Genomic DNA, 20,615 nt, shown 5'->3' on the forward strand with positions numbered 1-20,615 from the left:
TTCGTGACTTGGCGGGGTAAAAGGGTAAGGGGGAAGGGGAAAAGGGTTTAAATCCCTTACCCTTTCCCCTTTCCCCTTTTCCCAGTCCTCACTTAGTATTTTTAGGTTTGCAGACTACTAACACCAGCGTAACGCAATTACCAAGGCAATCTGCTCCCATCCCATGAGAAAAAGTGTCCACTATCGCCTTCTTGAAGCTGTTCGATGACAGCCAATAATTGGGTAACAGTACGTTCTACTGAAAATAATTTTTCCGCAGGGACATTTCTTTGGAAAGGACGAGAAAGGCGGGTATCAGTTGTACCAGGATGCAATGTTACTATTAATGCTTTCGGACAACTTCTTTTATACTCAATTGCCGCAGTTCGCATCAACATATTAAGTGCTGCTTTAGAAGCCCGATAGCCATACCATCCACCAAGTTGGTTATCGCCAATACTGCCCAATTTAGCAGAAATAGTGGCGAACACGCTGCGTTCTCCATGACGAAACAGAGGCAATAAATGTTTAGCCAGTAAGACAGCACCAATACTATTTATCTGAAAGTAGCGCAACAAATTTTCTGAATTGATCTGTCTTAAGCTTTTTTCAGGTTGCAAAGTATCTTCATGTAACAGTCCTACACAGTTGACTACCAAATGCAGTTTGTCAACTTGAGTATGTATTTTCTGAACAGCTTCAATAATTTGTAACTCGTCAGTAATATCCATCTCCAAACAAATTAATCGCTCAGGATATTCGTTTGCAAGAGCTATTAACTCTGAGGCCAATTTCGGTTGACGAGAAGTTGCATAAATTTTAGCTATTGTGCGATTTTGTAGCAATTTTTTCACAAAACCTAAACCAATACCTTGGCTGGCTCCCACAATCAAAGCATTGACAGGATTAATTTCATCGATAAAAGACATTAGAGCAAAGCGCCACCACAACTAGAACCACACCCAGCAGTACAACCATAGCAATAAGCAGCAGTTTGTACCTCATTAATCAGGTCTAAATTGCCAGCTTCTAACAATTTGCCAACTGTCAAAGTTTCACCATTACGAGTTTTTGCAGGCAAATTCATCATTTGGTTAAAGTCACAATCATATACATTGCCCAGATAGTCAATTGAAAGTTCATCGCGACACATTAAATGTTCAACTGTGCTGGGATTAAAATGCGACTCTAAAAACTGCAAATAGCTAGCGTACAGTTTTCTACGTTCTAAATGCATTTTGGTTCTACCAACTGGTAGATTAGTAAAGGTAAAGAGGTTGTTAAACACAATATTAAAATGTTCTTGTAAGAACATTTTGTAATCTCGTTCTAGGTTGCTCTGTTCGGGAGCCAAAGAAAATTTTTCCTCAGTGGGTAACTGAGGATTAAAAACCAAATCAAGAATTAAATGTTGGTCTTTACCATAGCCGAGTTGGTTAAGCCACTGCAAAGCTTTGACTGAACTATCAAAAACACCAGTACCGCGCATTTTATCAACATTATCTGCTAGGTAACAGGGTAGAGAAGCCACAATTCTTACTTGATGTTTAGCAAAGTATTCTGGTAAATAACCAAATCCATCTTCAAAATAAATCGCCAAATTAGACCGGACAATTACTTGTTTACCAGTTGTTTTTGCTGCTTCTACCAGTGGCTTAAATCCATAATTCATTTCAGGTGCGCCACCAGTCAAATCCACAATTTTAATTTCGGGAAATTTATGGATTAGTGAAGTCAATTGTTCGCAAATTTTAGGAGAAAGTTCTTCTGTACGTTTTGGCCCGGCTTCTACATGACAGTGTGTACAAGCAAGATTACAACGTTTGCCTAGATTAACTTGTAAAACAGTGATTCCTTTCTTGGTCAAAGGTGAACTGAGTTTATTTTGAAAGGCTGTGATTGCTGGATTTCGGATAATTTTTGCTTGAGTTTGCATTAGTTACTACTCCTAAAAAATTGCACAACAACATTCAATTTTTCTAACCTTGCAGTAATCTGTAGGCGATCGCACTAATAATTGCAGCAGTTGGTAAAGTTAAAATCCACGATAGTAGAATTTGATAAAAAACGCGAGTATTAGATTTAGATTTTTTGTTAATTAATCCAACACCAAAAATAGAACTAACTGAAACGTGAGTCGTAGAAACTGGAAGCCCAAACCGAGTAGCTGCAATGACTAGAACTCCAGTTACTATATTTGCTGATAAGCCTTGAGTATGATTCATTGAAGTAATCTTTTCACTCATGGTTATTGCAACTTTTTGGGAGTTGAGTAAACCACCAAGTGCCATTGCGATCGCTATCAAAATCGCTCCTCCCTGAATCGAGAAATACTCAATAATTAGGATGAGTGAAACAATCTTCGGAGTATCATTGAATCCTCTAGCAAAACTGACAATTCCCGCACTGAAAAAATGACAAGCATCAATCATTTTTTGGTTGACTGGTAGATGCCATTTGGAATTAATATAGCCAGATAAGCTGTAAATTCCTGCGGACAAGGGAATAGCCATGATTGGACTGAGTAATAAAGGCAAAATAAAGGAAGTTCCTAAAGCGGCAAAATTAAGTTGCAGTCCGATCGCAACTAATCCAGCGCCAGCCAGCGCACCTGTTAAACTGTGAGTTGTGGAAATGGGAAACCCCATGAGGCTAGCAATGATTACAGTCAATCCAGTAGCGATCGCCACTGCGAGATGAAACTCTGGAGAATTAGCGATCGCATCAGGTAATAGTCCTTTTCCAGAGAAGTTTTTAATTAATGCTCCTGCTAAAAAAATCCCAGTTATTGCACCAGCAAAAGTTGTGAAAGTTGCCCATAAAACTGCTGTTTGATAGCTGCTAGTTCGGCTACCAAACAGCGTTGCTACACCTTTAAAATTATCATTCGCTCCATTTGAATATGCTAAAAAAAGCGTGGCTAAAAATAGATTTATTAACAACATTTTTGAGTTTATAAAAAAGAAGTCATAGTTCAGAATCTAGAATTCAGAATGTAATTAGTGAAATATTTAATTTGTGCATTCATCATCCAGTCGCACAGAACCATTCTGAATGAATTCCGACACCTGAATTCTTTCTGAATAAATTAACAGCAGCCACCACCGTTATAGTGCCAAGTTGAATTGGTAACAATTATTTCTGTTGGGTTACTAGCAGCAAGTTTAGCAGCCGTTTTATCACACACCGCAGTCGGAATACCTAGCTGAAGTATATGACCTGCCAAATCGTCAAAGAAGGGTTCAGAACCAGCATAAATTGCTGTTTTTCCAGTGAAAATGCAAGCACCATCTTCTGGAATGACAACTTTAAATGAGACTGAATCCAGACTTTCTAAAAGTAGGTTTTCTTCTAAATTATAAGTCTGGGAATCTAGTAGGCGATAAGGACGACGGGCACGAATTTCAACTTGACCAAAACCAGCATTTATAATCTTTTCAGTATACTCTTGATATGTGAGTGCGCCTGATAAACACATGGCTCTTAGCCGCTCATCATCTTGAAGATGTGTTGGAATGGGACGAGTCGCAATTGGATCGCTCATCTGCAAGCGTCCACCTGGTTTTAACACCCGATATGCTTCTTTTAAAGCACGAGTTAAATCTTCTGGTTCAAAGATGTTGAAAAGACAATTTTGTGCCACGATATCGACGCTACCATCAGCAACAGGTAAGTTGAAAGCATCACCTTCGCGGATTTCGACAAATCTGGTGTTAAACCAGGGGTTTTCTTGAGCAGCAATTTCCAAATTACGTGCAGCTGCTTCCCGCATGGCCCCAACCGGTTCAACGGCAATTACAGCACTTGCATAACGGGAAAAATAAGCGAATTGCAACGCTTCTAAGCCGCCACCAACGCCGACGTACAGTACTGTAGGTTGGTTTCCTAGTTCGGTGGGGTGAACAGTGGTGCCACAACCATAATTCATTTCCTGCATTGGTAAAGGAATTTTCAATCCTGGTAGTTGCAGGGGCGTACTTTGTACACAACAAAGTCCAACTTGCGGGGTTTGGGCAACTTCGCGGTAGAATTGCGCTGCTGTTTCTAGATAGGTCATGCCACTTTGAGTTTTGGATTTTGGATGATGATAGCTTTGTGCATCCTAATATAATTAACTCTAAGTTGGATGAGTTTTTGTAGAGATTGCCAAAAACGCCAAAGTTCGCTATATTTAAATGCTTTGCTTTTAAGCAATAGGCACCGAGAGAATAAAGAAGAATTATTGAAAAGTCTTTCGCTTGTCTTTGCCAATCCCCAATTCAATCATGCAATGTGTAGCCAACACCAATCACAGTTTGAATGAGACATTTTTCGTTATTGGCTTCAAGTTTCAGGCGCAGGTAGTTAATGTAGGGTTCAATGATGTTGGCATCGCCCATGAAGTCATAACCCCAGACTTCCTCTAAAATGCGATCGCAGCTAATTATCTGTCGCGGATGGGCCAACAAATATTCTAGTAAATCAAATTCCTTCGCAGTTAACTCAATTAACCGCCGATCTCGGTACACTTGCCGCGTGCGACGATTTAAACTTAGGTCTTCAAATTCTAAAACATCTGCGTACTCTACTTGATTGCTTCTTCGTAGGCGAACGCTGACTCTGGCTAATAATTCATCAACGCTGAAGGGTTTAACCAGGTAATCATCAGCACCAGCGTCTAAACCTGCAATGCGATCGCTTACTTCATCTTTAACGGTTAATAAAATTATCGGCACTTTCTGGGCGATACTCCGCAGGCGGCTGCAAATTTCCCACCCCGACAAACCAGGCAACATCCAGTCTAAAAGTACTAAATCCAGATGCAACTCCCTGGCTGCGGTGAGTGCAGTTAATCCATCGTAGGCAATACTGACTTGATAGCCTTGATAATTCAATTCCAATTCGATAAATCGTGCCAGTTTGACCTCATCTTCAATCAGTAAGATGTGCGTCATGATGATCTTAATAATTTCAGCAGGATACGGGAAGCAACAATAGTGCCAGCTACTTAATAGCCAAACATCTAATTAGGTGTACGTTAGCTTAGTATAAACCTGAGTAAGTAACAACCGTAAATCTGCAATTACCGATCGCTGCTCGATCGAAGAACAATCCAACTGGCGATCAGCAATAAGCTGTGATATCTTCACCACATTCATCGGCGAGATAACAGAGCGCTCTAAAACGCAAACCAACCACTTCCTCGTATAGAGGATTTAATTTACACATAGGTGGAATATGAAATAGCTTCCGGCCAAGCAGCATGATGTCTCGCTCAAAGGGACATTGAGCAGGAATAGCTTTGCATAGAAAATGAGCCAATTTGGAGTTATGAATTTCTATCGTTTCCAACCACTCGCGGACTGGGTGCAGTAGGTCATTGTGTGAGCGAACTTGAATAAAGCTTGTCATAATTTTTCACCTTGATAATTTCAAACTAGATTGAGTTTTTTGTATTTGAACCTCTATAAATAGATACAGATCGGTTTTATAGTTTTATGCACTTATTACTTTTTCTTTGGTTCTCTACAGAGGTAGAAATTGTAGTGTTAACTACACATTCAAGTACTACAGTTCCCGATAATTTGTCCTGACTTTTCACTTCATATTGAAAAATCTATCCAAAACCTAACCTCCTAACCTTTCTCTCGTAAAGAAGCTCGATTTTCAGGGCAAAAAGGTTACAGGACAACGCTTTTGGGCAAATTGGCACTATTTGACAAACATTTCGCCTCAATCCCTGGACGATGCAGAATTTTTCAGGTTACTGATAGTAATTTATGTTTCTATTTAGTCTACGTATTTGCCAATCAATTTAATATCAAGCTAATATAAGTAAAGATTTTTAAGTGCAATTGCTGATGTGACTTAGCACATTGATATAATTTATGCAAGCGAAAATATCGTGAATATGGCTGCGGAAATATACTGAATCATTTAACAAAATTTATTATTTGCTTTCTCATGTCTCAGAAAATATACGGTCACAATCATTAACTAATTATAGATATCCTTTATTAGGGCTAATTCGCTCTCAAAGTTAAGAAACTTGGTATCAGTTACTAAAACTATGACGAGTAGTTGGGCTGCTAGTCACCCTTCTGTTTCAGAGACGGGAACGCGTGACGATCCTAACGACACTAACGCAGCCTCTCCTAAAGAAAAGAAGATAGCCAGTAGAGAGCAACTGTTACCGTTCTACAGCACTGGCTCACCGTTTTTACCAATTTAGCCAGCAGCTACTTTTTCAACTAGGAAGGTAAAAAATGGAATGGGCTATTTACAAAAAGAATACAGGCAGTTTTGTAATAGCAGTCGCAATTATGACTGGTGTTGGCATCATCTCATATCTTAGTTTGCTTCAGTATAGAGAAAACGCTCAATGGGTAACACATACACGCGAGGTGCTTGAAAAGACAAAAGAAGTAATGTCACAGATCAAAGATGCAGAAACTGGACAACGAGGCTATCTTCTCACAGGCAAAGAACGGTATTTGGAACCCTATCGCAGTGCAACTGGCGAGATTGCTCAGAAACTTAAGACTCTACGCCAATTGACTGCGGATAACCCGAATCAACAGCGGCGGCTCGATCGCCTTGAACCTCTGATAACTAAAAAACTGGTTTTGATTGAACAGACGATTAACGCTAGGAGCAAAAATTTAGAGTCCGCGCTGCAAATAGTTCAGACAGATCGGGGTCAGCAGATTATGGAGGACATCCGAATGCTGACCACAGCTATGGAGAACGAAGAGAATGAGTTGTTGAAACAGCGGTCAATGGAGGCGAACGCCAGCGCTCATCAAACAACTTTGCTGACTATTTTTGGCAGCATTATCGCTTCTGCGATCGTTGGTTTGGCAGCCACGATTACCAATCAGGAACTTGTCAAACGTAAACGGATGGAAAATTCTCTGCAAAAGGCTCGCGATGAATTAGAAATAGAGGTTAACAAACGGACTGCCGAACTGAGAAACACTAACGAAGAATTGCAAACTGAAATTAATGAGCGTAAAAAGGCGGAGTCAGAGATTCTGCGTCTGAACGTCCAGCTTGAGCAACGAGTTGCAGAACGCACAGCACAACTCGAAGCCACTAACAAAGAGATGGAAGCATTTAGTTATTCTGTGTCTCACGACTTGCGCGCTCCCTTGCGGAGCATCGACGGCTTTAGCCAAGCACTACTAGAAGATTATGCTGACAAGCTGGACGCACTAGGTCAAAACTACCTCCAGCGAGTGCGTGCAGCCACCCAGCGAATGGCACAACTGATCGACGATTTACTAAATCTGTCACGATTAACGCGTAGTGAGATGCGTTACGAAAAGGTCGATCTGAGCGCATTGGTGGAGGCGATCGCTACAGAGTTGCACAAAACCCAACCAGAACGCCAAGTAGAGTTTATCATTACGTCGGGATTGGTTGCTAATGGTGATGCTCATCTGTTACGGATCGTGCTAGAAAACCTACTGGGTAATGCCTGGAAGTTTACAGGTAAACATCAAAAAGCACGGATAGAATTTGGGCTTTTACAGCAAAATGACAGCCATGTATATTTTGTCCGTGATGATGGCACAGGCTTTGATATGGCTTATGTTGACAAACTCTTTGGTGCTTTTCAGCGCCTACACGCTATGACTGAGTTTGAAGGTACTGGCATCGGACTAGCTACTGTACAGCGCATTGTTCACCGTCATGGTGGCCGTGTCTGGGCAGAAAGCGTAGTGGAGCAAGGTGCAACATTTTACTTCACCCTTTAACTAGAGGAATAGAACATGATTTTACTTGTAGAAGACAATCCTGACGATGAAGCGCTCACTCTACGCGCACTTAAGAAAAACAATATTCTGAACGAGGTAGTAGTAGCGCGCGATGGGGTAGAAGCCCTAGATTATCTCTTTGGTAAAGGTGTATACGCCGATCGCGACATGAGCGTTATGCCGAATCTCATCCTTCTAGATTTGAAGTTGCCTAAAATGGATGGTCTAGAAGTTTTGCGACACCTACGAACCGATGACAGGACAAAAATTCTTCCCGTCGTCATTCTCACCTCCTCCAAAGAGGAGCAAGACTTAATCAATGGTTACAGCTTGGGAGCCAACAGCTATGTTCGCAAACCAGTAGACTTTTCCCAATTCAGTGAAGCAGTGCGACAACTAGGATTGTACTGGTTTGTCTTAAATGAATCACCACCAAGAATATAGCTTACCAATCCTCCAAAATCAGGTTATAGATGCAAAGCTGACTTTCTCAATTACGAATTACGAATTACGAATTACATGGGTATACCACTGCGTGTATTACTTGTTGAGGATTCAGAAGACGACGCTTTGTTGATACTGCGCGAACTGCAACGTGGAGGCTATGAAGTAACCTCTGAACGAATTGATACACCCACAGCTATGAAAGCTGCGATCGCAGAGCAAACATGGGATATCGCGATCTGCGATTATTCCATGCCCACCTTTAGCGCCCCGGCTGCACTGAAGCAGGTTAAGGAAAGTGGACTTGACTTGCCATTTATTATCGTCTCAGGCACGATTGGTGAAGATACGGCAGTAGCCGCTATGAAAGCTGGTGCCCATGACTACATCATCAAAGGCAATCTAGCACGGCTTACCCCTGCTGTTACCCGCGAGTTGCGTGAGGCACTGGTGAGGCGGGAGCGTAAACAAGCAGAGGAGCAGATTAAAGCATCGCTTCAAGAAAAAGAAGTGCTATTGAAAGAAATTCATCACCGGGTAAAAAATAATTTGCAGATTATTTCTAGTCTGCTCAACCTGCAAGCAGAGTATCTCAAGGACAATCAAGCTCTTGAGGTATTCAAAGATAGCCAGAACCGGATTGAATCAATGGCTCTGATCCACGAGAAACTATATCAATCTCAAGACTTGGCAAGGATTAATTTTGCCGACTATATCCAAGATTTAGTAACTAATTTATTTTATTCATACAACGTTAATTCCAGCGATATTACCTTGAAAATGAATGTTGAGGAGGTTTTTCTAGCCATTGATGCAGCTATTCCTTGCGGTTTGATTATCAACGAACTTATTTCAAATTCCCTAAAATATGCCTTTCCCCAAAGAGAACCAGGAGAAATTTATATTGACTTTTGCTCCACAGAAGGAAATTTGTTTACACTTACTATAGGTGATAATGGTGTTGGTTTTGCCCAAGATTTTGACTTTCAAGCTACAGAATCATTAGGTTTACGATTAGTCAAAGGTCTAATACATCAGTTACAAGGCAATATCGATTTTACCAACAACAAGGGAATAGAGTATAAAATTATATTTACGAATAAAATTTTCTAAATTTAGAAGTTAAATAAAATCATGAACCCAGTAAATATATTAGTTGTTGAAGATGAAATCATCGTGGCAATGGATATACAAAGTCGGCTGAGGAAATTTGGATACAGTGTTATGGCGCTTGCCGATTCGGGAGAAGAAGCAATTAGGAAAGCAGCAGATGATTCTCTTGATTTAGTTCTAATGGATATTCACCTCAAAGGAAAAATGGATGGTGTGGAGGCTGCTCAGATAATTCATAATCTTTTTAATATTCCAATCATATATCTGACTGCTAATGCAGATGAATCAACATTGAATCGAGCAAAGGTAACAGAGCCGTTTGGCTACATTCTCAAGCCCTTCAAAGAAAAAGAATTAAAGTTCACGATTGAAATTACTCTTTCTAAACATCGGACGGAAAAAAAATTAAAACAGAATGAACAATGGCTGACTACTGTACTTAAAAGTATTGGAGATGCTGTGATTACTAGCGACGAATCTGGAACTGTGAATTTTATGAATCCAATTGCGGAGGTACTGACGGGTTGGAATTACGCAGATGCATTTGGGAAAGAAGCAACAGAAGTATTTAATATTGCTCATGAAAAAACTCGTATAATAATTGAAAATCCTGTAGAGCAAGTCCTTCAGTCGGGCGTTACTGTCGGTCTACCAGAACAGACGATACTTATTGCTAAAAACGGTACAGAAATACCAATTGATGATAGTATTGCACCGATTAAAGATGACAACGGTAATATCACAGGTGCAGTTTTGGTCTTTCAGGATATCACCGAACGCAACCAAATTCTAGAGGCACTAGCGCGTCGCCAGCAAGAATTCAAAGCACTAGTTGAAAATGCACCTGATATTATTTCCAGATTTAACCCTCAATTGCGCTACGTTTACGTTAATCCAGCTATTGAAAAAGTTACAGGAATATCAGCCGAGACATTTATCGGCAAAACAAATGCAGAGTTAAGTCTACCAGAAGAATTTTGCTGGATATGCGATCGCAAGCTTCGGCGAGTTTTTCAAACCAAAGAAGAAACGGAGTTTGAATGCAGTTTAGCGATCGGCCAGCAAACAAAACATTACCATACCCGCCTTGTGCCTGAATTAACTAGTGATGGTTCAGTATATTTTGTTTTAAGTATTTCTCGCAACATTACCGCTCTCAAACTTGCGGAGGCACAATTAATTCATGATGCCTTTCACGATGTCTTAACCGGCCTGCCAAACCGTGCCTTATTTATGGAACGGCTAGAACGTGCGCTCATGCAGGTAAAACGACGCGCGAACTATACATTCGCTGTTCTGTTTCTAGACCTAGATCGCTTCAAAGTTGTCAACGACAGTCTCGGTCACATGATTGGCGATCGACTGCTAACTGCCCTTGCTCGGAGATTGGAAAATTGCCTGCGTACTGGAGACACAGTTGCCCGTCTAGGGGGAGATGAGTTTACAATTTTGCTTGACGATCTCCAAAATGCCAATGACGTAATCACCGTAGTGGAGCGGATACACGAAGCTCTGACATTTGCGTTCCAACTCAGTGGGTACGAGGTATTCACCACCGTTAGTATTGGCATCGCCCTGAGCAAGGGTAGTTATAACCGACCGGAGGAACTCTTGCGCGATGCTGACATTGCAATGTATCGCGCTAAAGCATTGGGTAAGGCACGCCATGCAATATTTGACTCAACCATGTACGCCCAAGTAACCCAGCTATTAGAGTTAGAGATGGATCTACGACGGGCAGTTGAACGCCAGGAGTTTCAAGTTTACTACCAGCCAATTGTTTTATTAGAAACTTACAAAATTATTGGCTTCGAGGCTCTGGTTCGTTGGCAGCACCCGCAACACGGATTAATATCTCCAGACAGCTTTATTCCCCTGGCAGAAGAAACTGGGTTGATTATCCCTATTGGTTATTGGATACTAGGCGAGGCTTGTCGGCAGATGCGGGCTTGGCAAGTACAATTTCCTACTGACCCACCTTTAACGATCAGTGTAAATCTTTCTACTAAGCAGTTTTCCCAACCTGGGCTGATTGAGAAAATTAACCAAATTATCCAAGAGACTGGTTTAGAAGTTGGCAGTTTAAAGCTGGAGATTACTGAAAGCGTACTTATGGAGAATATGCAATTAGCAACTTTTATGCTATCGCAACTGCAACAGATGAATATTCAATTACACTTAGATGATTTTGGCATCGGCTATTCATCCTTGAGTTATCTGCATCGCTTTCCCAGTAATGCCTTGAAGATTGATCGTTCCTTTATTGCTAAGATTGGTGCTAATGGAGAAAACTTAGAGATTGTTCAAGCGATCGTCGCTCTAGCACAGAGTCTAAATATAGATGTAATCGCAGAGGGCGTAGAAACACTAGAACAACTGGCGCAACTTCAAGTGATGAAATGCAAATATGCACAGGGATATTTTTTCTCCCAACCCCTCGATAACAAGTCGGTAGAAACATTGATTTTATATGGCATTGAACCTAGTTAGCTTAGTTTAAATAACCTGACAAGAGCAACATATTACAACTAATTCAGAACCGCTATAGTTAATTTGTGTTGTTAACCAAATTCTTGGAGGCGCAGCTAAACTTACCCTCAAAAAGCATCAAGCTTTAAGAAAGCTGCGAAAACTAATGACTGATGACTTTTTCAAAAACAAAAAGCTATTTTTTGACCTATGGGCATCAAGTTACGATTGGTTCTTTCCTTCAGTGTTTTATCGAGCCATTCACCAACGGTTGCTGGAGTACGTCGATTTACCAGAGCCAGCAAATGTACTTGATATCGGCTGTGGTACTGGACGCTTGCTTGAGCGCCTTGCTACTCAGTTTCCCAATCTCCAAGCTACCGGATTGGATTTGTCTGCTAATATGTTGCGGGTAGCAAGACAGAACAACCGCCACCGTCCACGCTTAATTTATATTGAGGGCAAAGCTGAGTCTCTTCCCTTTGCTGATGGTCAATTTGATGCCGTTTTCAATACTATCAGCTTCTTGCACTATTTGGAACCAAAACAGGTGGTTAGTGAGATAGCACGGGTACTTTCTCCTGGTGGACGCTTTTATTTAGTTGACATGACTTCCAAAAAAGAGACAGAACCTCAATTATTGCCAGTCTCTCCCCGTGGAATTAGACTCTACAGCCCTAATCAACGTCAACTTCTTGGCTCCTCTGCTGGGCTATTGTGTTTGAATCACCATTATTTACTAGGGCCTGTCTTACTAACAATTTTTGCTAAACCTCCGATTTGAAAATGGAGGCAATAAAAAGTTGGAAACATCTTGTATCAAGCCTTGTTCTGCATATCTGAAATTACGAATTACGAATTAGCCTGACCTCGATATTCCATAAATACCACAGGAACTTTGAGCAGCCTTTTAGCTAACTGCGAGAATCTAAATTTCTCTTTAAGCGTAGATAAGCCTATTGTCTTGGGAAATTGTGGCAAATCTTCAAAAGATATTGGCACAAAGTCAAAGTGACTGTAAAACTGCACCAGCCGTTGACCTAAGCATTCCAGATAAAGTGGTTGCGTTGCTGTATTAATCAAATGCTGCGTTAGCAAACTACCCAAACCGCGACCTCTCCAAGCTGATGCAACGACCAAGCTACCAAGTTCTTGTGCCCCTGAGAAATTACGTAGCTGTCCACAAGCTATCAGATTCTGATTGTATTCAATTACCCAAAATTGCTGCCAATTTAATTGGGTTGGATCGAGTTTCGCTGAAAATACCAGCAATCGAATCGACCACTGATCCCCAGAGGTTGCCTTGCGAAGGATACATCCAGATGGTAACGATAGATTGTTCTGGTTCATTAATTAGACTTTGATAGTTTGTATCACCATCATCAAACCATATTATTCGCCTAGCCAGACTCAGATCGCTTGCTATTTCCTGGCAACTATCAATAAAGCAATTTTAAAAGCATCTTAGACATAAAACCCGTTCCAGGTTCTCCCTTAGCGATAGGAAGGGTTGTAAGGTTAACGTGAGTTCGACGGATAGAAAACGGCAAAAAGCTTGCTAGATATGAAACATGAGAAACTGGGTAGGTGTTGCGATGGCGCGAAGCACCTGGTGGTGGCGATCGCTAAGATTAATTGAGAATGAGCAAAAAAGGCACAAAAAAACGCCGAGACTAAAAATATCTCAGAAAAATAAGGGTCTCGGCTATGTCTACCATTGTATCTCGCCTCGATATCGTACAAATATTCTGTGACGTAGATGATTTTTGTAACCAGTGGGAGAATTTGTGGGAACAAGTACCACAGTTACCATCCACAAAGGGAGAGCGTCGTAGCACTTCCCGAATGCATTTATCAGAGGTGATGACAATCGCGATCGCATTTCATGGTAGTGGTTATAAAACTTTCAAGGAGTTCTACACGTTGCATGTGCTACAAAGCTGGCGTGGAGCGTTTCCAAATTTGGTCAGTTACACAAGATTTGTGGAACTTCTGCCCTGGAGTTTAATGTTGCTGTGTTGTTTTTTGCATACACGGACAGGAGAAATTACAGGGATTAGTTTTATCGATTCCACCCCAATTGATGTTTGTCACAATTGCCGGGCACACGCCCATAAAGTTTTTAAAGGGTTAGTGAAATGGGGTAAAAATGCTGTGGGCTGGCACTTTGGCTTTAAACTTCATTTAATTATTAACGATAAAGGAGAATTACTGGCATTCAAACTAACTCCGGCAAATGTTGATGACCGTAAACCAGTTCCAGATATGACTCGTGACTTAATTGGTAAACTTTTTGGAGATAGAGGATATATCTCGCAAAAATTATTTGAAGAGTTATACGAACGAGGTTTAGAGTTAGTTACTAAATCTAAGAAGAAAATGAAAAATCGTTTGGTAAAACTGATTGATAAAATTCTTTTACGCAAACGGGCTGTAATTGAGTCAGTCAATGACCATCTCAAAAATATGTGTCAAATAGAACACTCTCGGCATCGTAGTGTGTTTAACTTTTTGGTCAATCTGATGGCTGGTTTAACTGCTTACACCTATTTACCCAAAAAACCATCGATTGATATTTACCCAAAAGATTTACCTGCACTACCTCCTGCCGTTTTCTAACCGTCGAACTCACGTTAAGGTTAAATAACTCTACATTTCTGGATTTTTTCAGCATACATGAGTAATACTAAGCAATACTTCCGATAGAGGTAGAAATCAGCCATAACTATATCTGGATAGATGCATTCATACTCCTAATTTTTTAAGATCATCTCAACGATAAATAATTAGGGATGTAATCATGGCTGAACAACAAAAATCTAATAATGAACAACCTGCGTCTACTGCTTCTGCTGACGGCGAAACCCCTACTGACGAAAGTATCCGCAAAACTGGTGATGCGCAAGGCAGTGATGCTAAATCCACTGCTACTCCAGAAGCTCCAGAAAACGATGGTGTAGCAGGTAGCCCCAATCAAGGAACTGAGTCACGTTAATTAATTTGAACTTTCTCAAGTTTTAATCAGCTCGTGGGGTCTTTTGTTGTAACCCTAATACACTAAATTTAGAGTGGAAATGTGGTGTTACACTACATCTCCACTTGTTTTTATGTCAAAAATTGCATTGTCTCTACGTTGGGGCGTTAGCGTAGCTTACCGCAGCTATGTTTATTCTCGTGTGGGTACTCGCAATCATCAATTTGTTCTCGTTGACTGTAATACTGCTCCCAGTCTAGCTCTTAGTAATTTACATATAGCGATCGCTCAGGATAATGGTCTCAATATCTTGAGCAAATCTTTGAGGTTTTCCGCCGTCTTCATACTCGTCGAGTTTCTGGTACTGGCATTAGTCTAGCTATCTACAAAAAAATCGTTGAGCGATATGGCGATCGCATCTGGGCTGAGTCGAAACTAGGCCGGACGTAGGAACAGTATTTTATTTTACCTTCAACGCAAATTAAGGTATCTTTAAATATATATTTAATAACCGCTTATTAACCCTCTAATAAGCGAATGAATTCTAGCCCTATCTACAAAATAGGAAATCAGGTGATTATCTAACAAATTGATATAACCCTGTACTATGGAAAAGCTCACAATTCACATTCTATTAGTAGAAGATAGTGCAAGTGATGCTTATCTCCTACGCCGGATATTTTTAAATTCAGATCAAGAACAATGGCAGATGTTACATGTTGAACGGTTATCTGAGGCGATAGAAGCTAGCAGGGAAAATTCTACGTCTAACCTTGATAATTCTCAGATAGAGAGTCGAAAGCAACGCAGATTCGACCTAGTTTTGTTAGACCTCAGCCTTCCAGACTCTATTGGACTGGACACGTTGAAAGAATTTAGGGCAGCAGTACCTGATATCCCAGTTGTAATATTAACAGGTGTTGATGATGAAGATTTAGCACTGCAAGCATTAGCAGAAGGAGCGCAAGACTATCTAGTTAAAGATAAAATCACTATCCAATGGTTAGTGCGTGCCATTCGCTATGCCATTGAAAGAAGCGAAATTCTCAACCAACTACGCGAGAGTGAAGAACGCACCCGTCAAGCACTGGCAAAAGAACAGGAACTTAACGAGTTAAAGTCAAACTTTGTAGCAATGGTTTCTCACGAGTTCCGCACCCCTATGACTACGATTCGGACGGCTGTAGATATCCTGGAATACAACAGCAATAAACTAACTGATATCCGGAGAATTAAATATTTCGATCGAATACAAAATGCTATCAACCAGATGATTAATCTCTTAGATGAGATATTGTTCTTGAGTAAAACGGAAGCAGCTAAACTCGAATACAAACCTACACTTTTAAATTTAGAAAATTTCTGTAGCGAACTCACAGATATTCTTCAACTCAATGCAGGTAGTAAGCACAGCATTATCTTTACTTGTCAAGGTGAATCAACCCAAGCCCAAATTGATGAAGACCTACTAAATTGTATCTTAACTAATTTAATTTCCAATGCCATTAAATATTCTCCTGAAAGTGACACTATTTGGTTTGATTTGATTTGCAAAGATCGCCTCGCAATTTTCCAAATCAAAGATCGGGGAATGGGGATTCCTCTCAAAGATCAAACTCATCTATTTCAAACCTTCTATCGCGCCAGCAATGTGGGTGTAATTCAAGGAACAGGACTGGGACTCACTATAGTTAAAAAATGTGTGGAGTTACATGGTGGTCATATTCAATTAGAAAGTGAGCAGGGTGTCGGCACAACAGTAATTGTCACTCTGCCACTACAATAATTAGGCAAGTAAATTATCATAGTTGGGCATTGGGTATTGGGGTCTCCCCAAGTGGAGCAACTGCCATCATTGGGCACTTGTACTGAGTTTCGACTGCGCTCAACTACCGCGTAGTCGAAGTATTGGGCATTGAGCATTGAGCATTAGGAGTAATGAGTAATGAGTTGAGTTAGAGCTATTCTCCGCCTGCTCCCCGGTTACTGAGCGTTGGTCATTGAGCGAAGTCGAAAGGAGTCGAAGTATGCTCCCTGCTCCCTTGCCCCCTACCCCTCTGCTCCTCTGCTTATTTTGGTGCTTGGGAATTTGGTGTTGGACAAGTTTTATTACCTGCTAAAATTTGCAACCTGCGTTGGCGTATTTGCCATCAAAAATATATGGAAATATTTTGGAAGATAAAGTTATGCAAATAATAGTTGAAACACAATTAAGTTCCTTCTTTATCTGACGCGAATTCATTTATATGAATTGCCCATAACTACAGCGTCTAGTTTTGCTTAAGTCCTAATTTTTTCAAAAAATACATCGCTACGTGGATTTTCTATTTTCCAGACCAAATAATTTTTGTCACCGTACACTACAAAAGTTTTATAATTATAATTTGTTTCTATTTGCTGACGCCAGGTATCTGAAGGATTTAGTAAAAAAATATCAGTAAAACCATCAGGAATATTGGGGATAGAACGGCCTTTTACTAATTGGTACTGCACTTTTGGTTGTAAAAGATAACTGAGAGAAAAGACATTACCATAATTAATACCAGAATCATTACTAATCAAAAGTGGATGATTAGTCTGATTAATAATTTTTGCAACTTGTGGATTACCAGAGCTAATAACCTTACTCCACCAAGTATCAGCCTGAGAACTCACTCCATAAGAAACTAGTCCACCAATAATCACTAGTCCCATGATTATTTGCCAGATTCGTCGGCGTACTAAACTCTTATTATGTAGCTGCGTAGCGAGTAGGTAAGTAACAGACAATTGAATTCCTAAATAAGAAATCAATAAATAACGTTCGGCAAGTGAGCGTATACCCCCAAAAAGTAAGTCTGGTAGCATTAAAGGTAATGCAGGAACCATAATTAGCGTGATAATAAACAACCAAATTTTATAGTTAGTTTTTCGACAAATAAAATAAATAGAATATCCAAAAAGAACTAAAAAAAATGGCGTAATTACATAGGTAAACGGATTTTCAAAGCCTAAGTCTAAATCAATAAAAATCCGATTTAACTGTAAAAGCCAAGATTTAATTAAATCATCTAAGGGTAAATGTCTTTTTGTCCAAGCTGTTGAACTTTTTAATTGCAACAAGTTAACTATCACAACCTGTATCCAAGGTGTAAAAGCTAAAAACCCTGCTAAAGATGCTAATAGATAAGCTTTTACTGTTCTAGTAAACCTAAATTTTGCAGTGGCAATTACATAAATCCCATGAGCGACTATAACAAATCCACTGAATAAAAATGTATAGAGACTAAGCACCAAGGTGATTGCATACATTCCCCAATTTAGTATACGTAGTACTCCACCTTGTGATTCCAATCGTAATGCTCGTAGTAATGAAGCGCTGCATAGTAATACAGTCACTATCCAGAGAATATATTCTCGTGCTTCTTGGGCATATACTAAGTGAATAGGGGAGATTGCCATGAGTGCGATCGCAACCTCCGATACCCATGCCGATGATTTAAATAATTCTCTACACAGCCAATAAATACTCGGAAAAATCAGCAAACTGATAAAGGCAGATAAACTTCTAATTACCGTTACCGAATTGCCAAAGATTCCCACCCAAAGCCGAGCGAGTATATAATACAGTGGTGGATGCTGTGGATCGTCTACTTCCAAAGATATAATTGTGTCACGTAAGCCTTTCTCCATATTGGGATTTTGGAATTTGGCAAAACTTTCCTTATTAATTATGCGACCATTAAATATTTGCTGCTTGGCTTCATTTGACGTATAACCAGAAATTCGCAATGAAGTAAAAGTCTCATCGTGCCAGTAAACTTTGCGATCGAGGTTAAAAAAACGAAAAAATATACCCACCATTAACAAAACTACAATGAGAAACCGCAACCTATTGGGAGCAAGTTGGAGCCGCATAACTAAATTTCACAATAACTTGTACAACAATTATCTACTTTAACGAAACAACTTTATAACTCTCCAAACTAGTTATTAAAAATATCTAACCAAATAGTGGTGGGTTGCAATTATAAATAGTCAGTTAGTCAAGTAGCGGAGGTAGTAATTAAACTCAGTAGTTTTTTGTACATGATAATAATTGTATATTTAGCTACAAAAACTTTTTTTTTAGTGAAGTGGGAGAAGTGGGTTTATGTACTCCAAGCAGGCTTATTTGGGCAACAAAGAACTTTTCAAGAGTTGGAGCTATGGAAGAATTGTTGGCTTAGTTGATAGCTCGGCAGGTAATTGATTATTAGGTGAGATATTACGTCGGCGCAAATTACGAGTCTTAGCAAATTTCCAAATTGAATAATAGTTATCGCTATAAACAATATCTGTTTTGAATTTATATTTTTTTTCTATGATTTTACCCCAAGCCTTTGAAGGATTAAGTAAAAACACATCAGTAAACCCATCAGGAATTTTAGGAATTTTTTGATTGTTCACTAACAGAAATCGCACTTTTGGTTCTAAAAGATAGCTTAAAGAAAAGACATCACCATAATTATTACCCAAAGCATCACTAATCAAAAGTGGACGATTACTCTGATTAATGATTTGGGCAACTTGAGGATTGCCATAATTCATACCCTTATTCCACCAAGTTTCTGCCTGGGAACTCACCTTAGAAGAAATCAAACCACAAATAATCACTAATGCCATGATTATGTGCCAAAAGCTCCGACGCGATCTGCTGCCATTATATAGTTGCGTAGTTAGTAGATAAGCAACAGCTACTTGGATTCCTAAATAAGATGGAATTAAATATGCTTCAGTAGACGCTCGCATACTTCCAATAATTAAATTTGGCAATATTATGGGTAATGTTGGTACTACAATTAATGTGATGATAAAAGACCAGACTATATAGTTAGTTACTCGGCAAATAAAATAAATAGAATATCCTACCAAAATTAAAAAGCTTAGTGCAATTAAATTGCCTATAGGATTTTCGGAACTAAGGTCTATATCAAAAAAAATCCGGCTTAACTGCATTGAAAAAAATGGAAATATAGGTATTAAATCGGATTGTGTTGTTGTTTTGTCTGCTGAAATTAAAAATTGAAAAAAGTCACCAATTACAATTGTTATCCAAGGCATGAAAGCTAAAAAACCAACTAGTGATGCTAGCAGATAAGCTCTCACAGTTTCAGTAAACTTAAATTTAGCAGTTATCATTACATAAATTCCGTGAGCAACTGCTACAAATGCACTCCAAATAAATGTATAAAGACTAATGGCTAAAGTGACTGCGTAAAGGCTCCAAATAGCAAATAAATCTGGTTTTTGTCGTTCTTCTGCTAGCTCATCTTCTAGCCGCATGGCTCGCAGCAGAGACGCACTGGATAGTAAAATGGTGACTAACCAAAGAATATATTCTTGTGCTTCTTGGGCGTATACTAGGTGAATTGGAGAGATAGCCATGAGTGCGATCGCAACACCAGGAACCGATAATGGCACATTAAATAATTCTCGACATAGCCAATAAACACAAGGGAAAACCAGCAAACTAATGCAGGCTGATAAACTTCTAATTGCCGTCACCGAATTACCAAAGATTTCCACCCACAATCTGGCTATTATGTAATATAACGGTGGATGTTGAGAATCTTGTTTTGCTAAAGACATAATTGTATCATTTAAGCTTTTTTCTGGATTTGCACCTTGAAACTGGGCAAAACTTTCTCCACTAACGATCCGATTATTAAAAAGTTGTTGTTTAGCTTCATTTGCCGTATAACCAGAAATCCGTAATAAAGTGAAAGTCTCATCGTGCCAAAAAACTTTCCCATCAAGATTAGAAAAACGAAACAATATACCCATTGTCAATAATAAAATAATTAAAAATCGCAACCAACTCGGAGCCAATTTGAGATGGTGCATAAGTAGTTTTCCCAATAATTTGTCTAATATAA

The 20,615-nt window shown here is 39.6% G+C and carries 20 protein-coding genes; 11 read left to right on the forward strand and 9 right to left on the reverse strand.

Annotated features, from left to right (window positions below):
• Positions 1-137: 137 nt before the first annotated feature.
• From ACR5KR_RS24875 to ACR5KR_RS24900, 6 genes are all read right to left on the reverse strand, one after another.
• Positions 138-908 carry an SDR family NAD(P)-dependent oxidoreductase gene (locus tag ACR5KR_RS24875; RefSeq protein ID WP_448268387.1) on the reverse strand — a complete coding sequence of 257 codons (771 nt, stop codon included), beginning with the start codon at positions 906-908 and terminating at the stop codon, positions 138-140.
• On the reverse strand, positions 908-1,915 hold the full coding sequence (arsS, locus tag ACR5KR_RS24880) for an arsenosugar biosynthesis radical SAM (seleno)protein ArsS (protein ID WP_448268388.1): 1,008 nt from the start codon (positions 1,913-1,915) through the stop codon (positions 908-910). The genes ACR5KR_RS24875 and arsS overlap by 1 nt, the downstream gene beginning before the upstream one ends.
• Before the next feature lie 43 nt (positions 1,916-1,958).
• Positions 1,959-2,924, reverse strand: coding sequence for an anion permease (locus ACR5KR_RS24885; RefSeq protein ID WP_448268390.1), 966 nt, complete (start codon positions 2,922-2,924; stop codon positions 1,959-1,961).
• A gap of 143 nt (positions 2,925-3,067) precedes the next feature.
• Positions 3,068-4,036: an arsenosugar biosynthesis arsenite methyltransferase ArsM gene (gene arsM / locus ACR5KR_RS24890; protein ID WP_448268391.1), complete on the reverse strand. Its 969-nt coding sequence runs from the start codon at positions 4,034-4,036 to the stop codon at positions 3,068-3,070.
• A 202-nt stretch (positions 4,037-4,238) separates the two neighbouring features.
• Complete coding sequence (locus ACR5KR_RS24895; protein WP_448268393.1) at positions 4,239-4,913, reverse strand: response regulator transcription factor; 675 nt, start codon at positions 4,911-4,913, stop codon at positions 4,239-4,241.
• Between the two features lie 169 nt (positions 4,914-5,082).
• Entirely contained in the window at positions 5,083-5,370 is a 288-nt protein-coding gene (locus ACR5KR_RS24900; protein ID WP_445630013.1) for a Mo-dependent nitrogenase C-terminal domain-containing protein, read from the reverse strand.
• Positions 5,371-6,028: 658 nt separating this feature from the next.
• Between ACR5KR_RS24900 and ACR5KR_RS24905 the strand changes: the two genes are divergently transcribed.
• The 6 genes from ACR5KR_RS24905 (at position 6,029) to ACR5KR_RS24930 (ending at position 12,528) form a co-directional block, all read left to right on the forward strand.
• Positions 6,029-6,190 (forward strand): hypothetical protein, encoded by a 162-nt coding sequence (locus ACR5KR_RS24905; protein WP_445630012.1) that lies wholly within the window; start codon positions 6,029-6,031, stop codon positions 6,188-6,190.
• Positions 6,191-6,224: 34 nt separating this feature from the next.
• Positions 6,225-7,718 (forward strand): sensor histidine kinase, encoded by a 1,494-nt coding sequence (locus ACR5KR_RS24910; protein WP_448268394.1) that lies wholly within the window; start codon positions 6,225-6,227, stop codon positions 7,716-7,718.
• Between the two features lie 15 nt (positions 7,719-7,733).
• Positions 7,734-8,162: a response regulator gene (locus tag ACR5KR_RS24915; protein WP_335000001.1), complete on the forward strand. Its 429-nt coding sequence runs from the start codon at positions 7,734-7,736 to the stop codon at positions 8,160-8,162.
• Between the two features lie 75 nt (positions 8,163-8,237).
• Positions 8,238-9,275, forward strand: a complete 1,038-nt coding sequence (locus ACR5KR_RS24920; protein WP_445630010.1) for a sensor histidine kinase — start codon at positions 8,238-8,240, stop codon at positions 9,273-9,275.
• A 21-nt stretch (positions 9,276-9,296) separates the two neighbouring features.
• Positions 9,297-11,765 (forward strand): EAL domain-containing protein, encoded by a 2,469-nt coding sequence (locus ACR5KR_RS24925; RefSeq protein WP_448268396.1) that lies wholly within the window; start codon positions 9,297-9,299, stop codon positions 11,763-11,765.
• Between the two features lie 145 nt (positions 11,766-11,910).
• Entirely contained in the window at positions 11,911-12,528 is a 618-nt protein-coding gene (locus tag ACR5KR_RS24930; RefSeq protein ID WP_445630008.1) for a class I SAM-dependent methyltransferase, read from the forward strand.
• A 68-nt stretch (positions 12,529-12,596) separates the two neighbouring features.
• Here ACR5KR_RS24930 and ACR5KR_RS24935 read toward each other — a convergent pair whose 3' ends face one another.
• Complete coding sequence (locus ACR5KR_RS24935) at positions 12,597-13,094, reverse strand: GNAT family N-acetyltransferase (protein WP_445630007.1); 498 nt, start codon at positions 13,092-13,094, stop codon at positions 12,597-12,599.
• Between the two features lie 357 nt (positions 13,095-13,451).
• On the opposite strand from ACR5KR_RS24935, the gene ACR5KR_RS24940 reads away from it, so the two are divergent.
• The 5 genes from ACR5KR_RS24940 (at position 13,452) to ACR5KR_RS24960 (ending at position 16,504) form a co-directional block, all read left to right on the forward strand.
• Positions 13,452-14,363 (forward strand): IS982 family transposase, encoded by a 912-nt coding sequence (locus tag ACR5KR_RS24940; RefSeq protein ID WP_448265662.1) that lies wholly within the window; start codon positions 13,452-13,454, stop codon positions 14,361-14,363.
• Between the two features lie 181 nt (positions 14,364-14,544).
• Positions 14,545-14,739, forward strand: coding sequence for a hypothetical protein (locus tag ACR5KR_RS24945; RefSeq protein WP_322713506.1), 195 nt, complete (start codon positions 14,545-14,547; stop codon positions 14,737-14,739).
• Positions 14,740-14,851: 112 nt separating this feature from the next.
• Positions 14,852-15,097, forward strand: coding sequence for a hypothetical protein (locus ACR5KR_RS24950; RefSeq protein ID WP_445630006.1), 246 nt, complete (start codon positions 14,852-14,854; stop codon positions 15,095-15,097).
• Positions 15,088-15,168 carry a hypothetical protein gene (locus ACR5KR_RS24955; RefSeq protein WP_448270327.1) on the forward strand — a complete coding sequence of 27 codons (81 nt, stop codon included), beginning with the start codon at positions 15,088-15,090 and terminating at the stop codon, positions 15,166-15,168. Before ACR5KR_RS24950 ends, ACR5KR_RS24955 begins: the two co-directional genes overlap by 10 nt.
• Positions 15,169-15,325: 157 nt before the next feature.
• A complete protein-coding gene (locus ACR5KR_RS24960) occupies positions 15,326-16,504 on the forward strand; it encodes an ATP-binding protein (RefSeq protein ID WP_445630005.1) in 1,179 nt (392 codons plus the stop codon).
• A gap of 494 nt (positions 16,505-16,998) precedes the next feature.
• Here the strand turns inward: ACR5KR_RS24960 and ACR5KR_RS24965 are convergent, their stop codons facing one another.
• Positions 16,999-18,615, reverse strand: coding sequence for a glycosyltransferase family 39 protein (locus ACR5KR_RS24965; protein WP_448268397.1), 1,617 nt, complete (start codon positions 18,613-18,615; stop codon positions 16,999-17,001).
• A 288-nt stretch (positions 18,616-18,903) separates the two neighbouring features.
• Complete coding sequence (locus tag ACR5KR_RS24970; protein WP_448268398.1) at positions 18,904-20,583, reverse strand: glycosyltransferase family 39 protein; 1,680 nt, start codon at positions 20,581-20,583, stop codon at positions 18,904-18,906.
• Between the last annotated feature and the right edge of the window lie 32 nt (positions 20,584-20,615).

The organism is Nostoc sp. DSM 114159, from assembly GCF_053470285.1.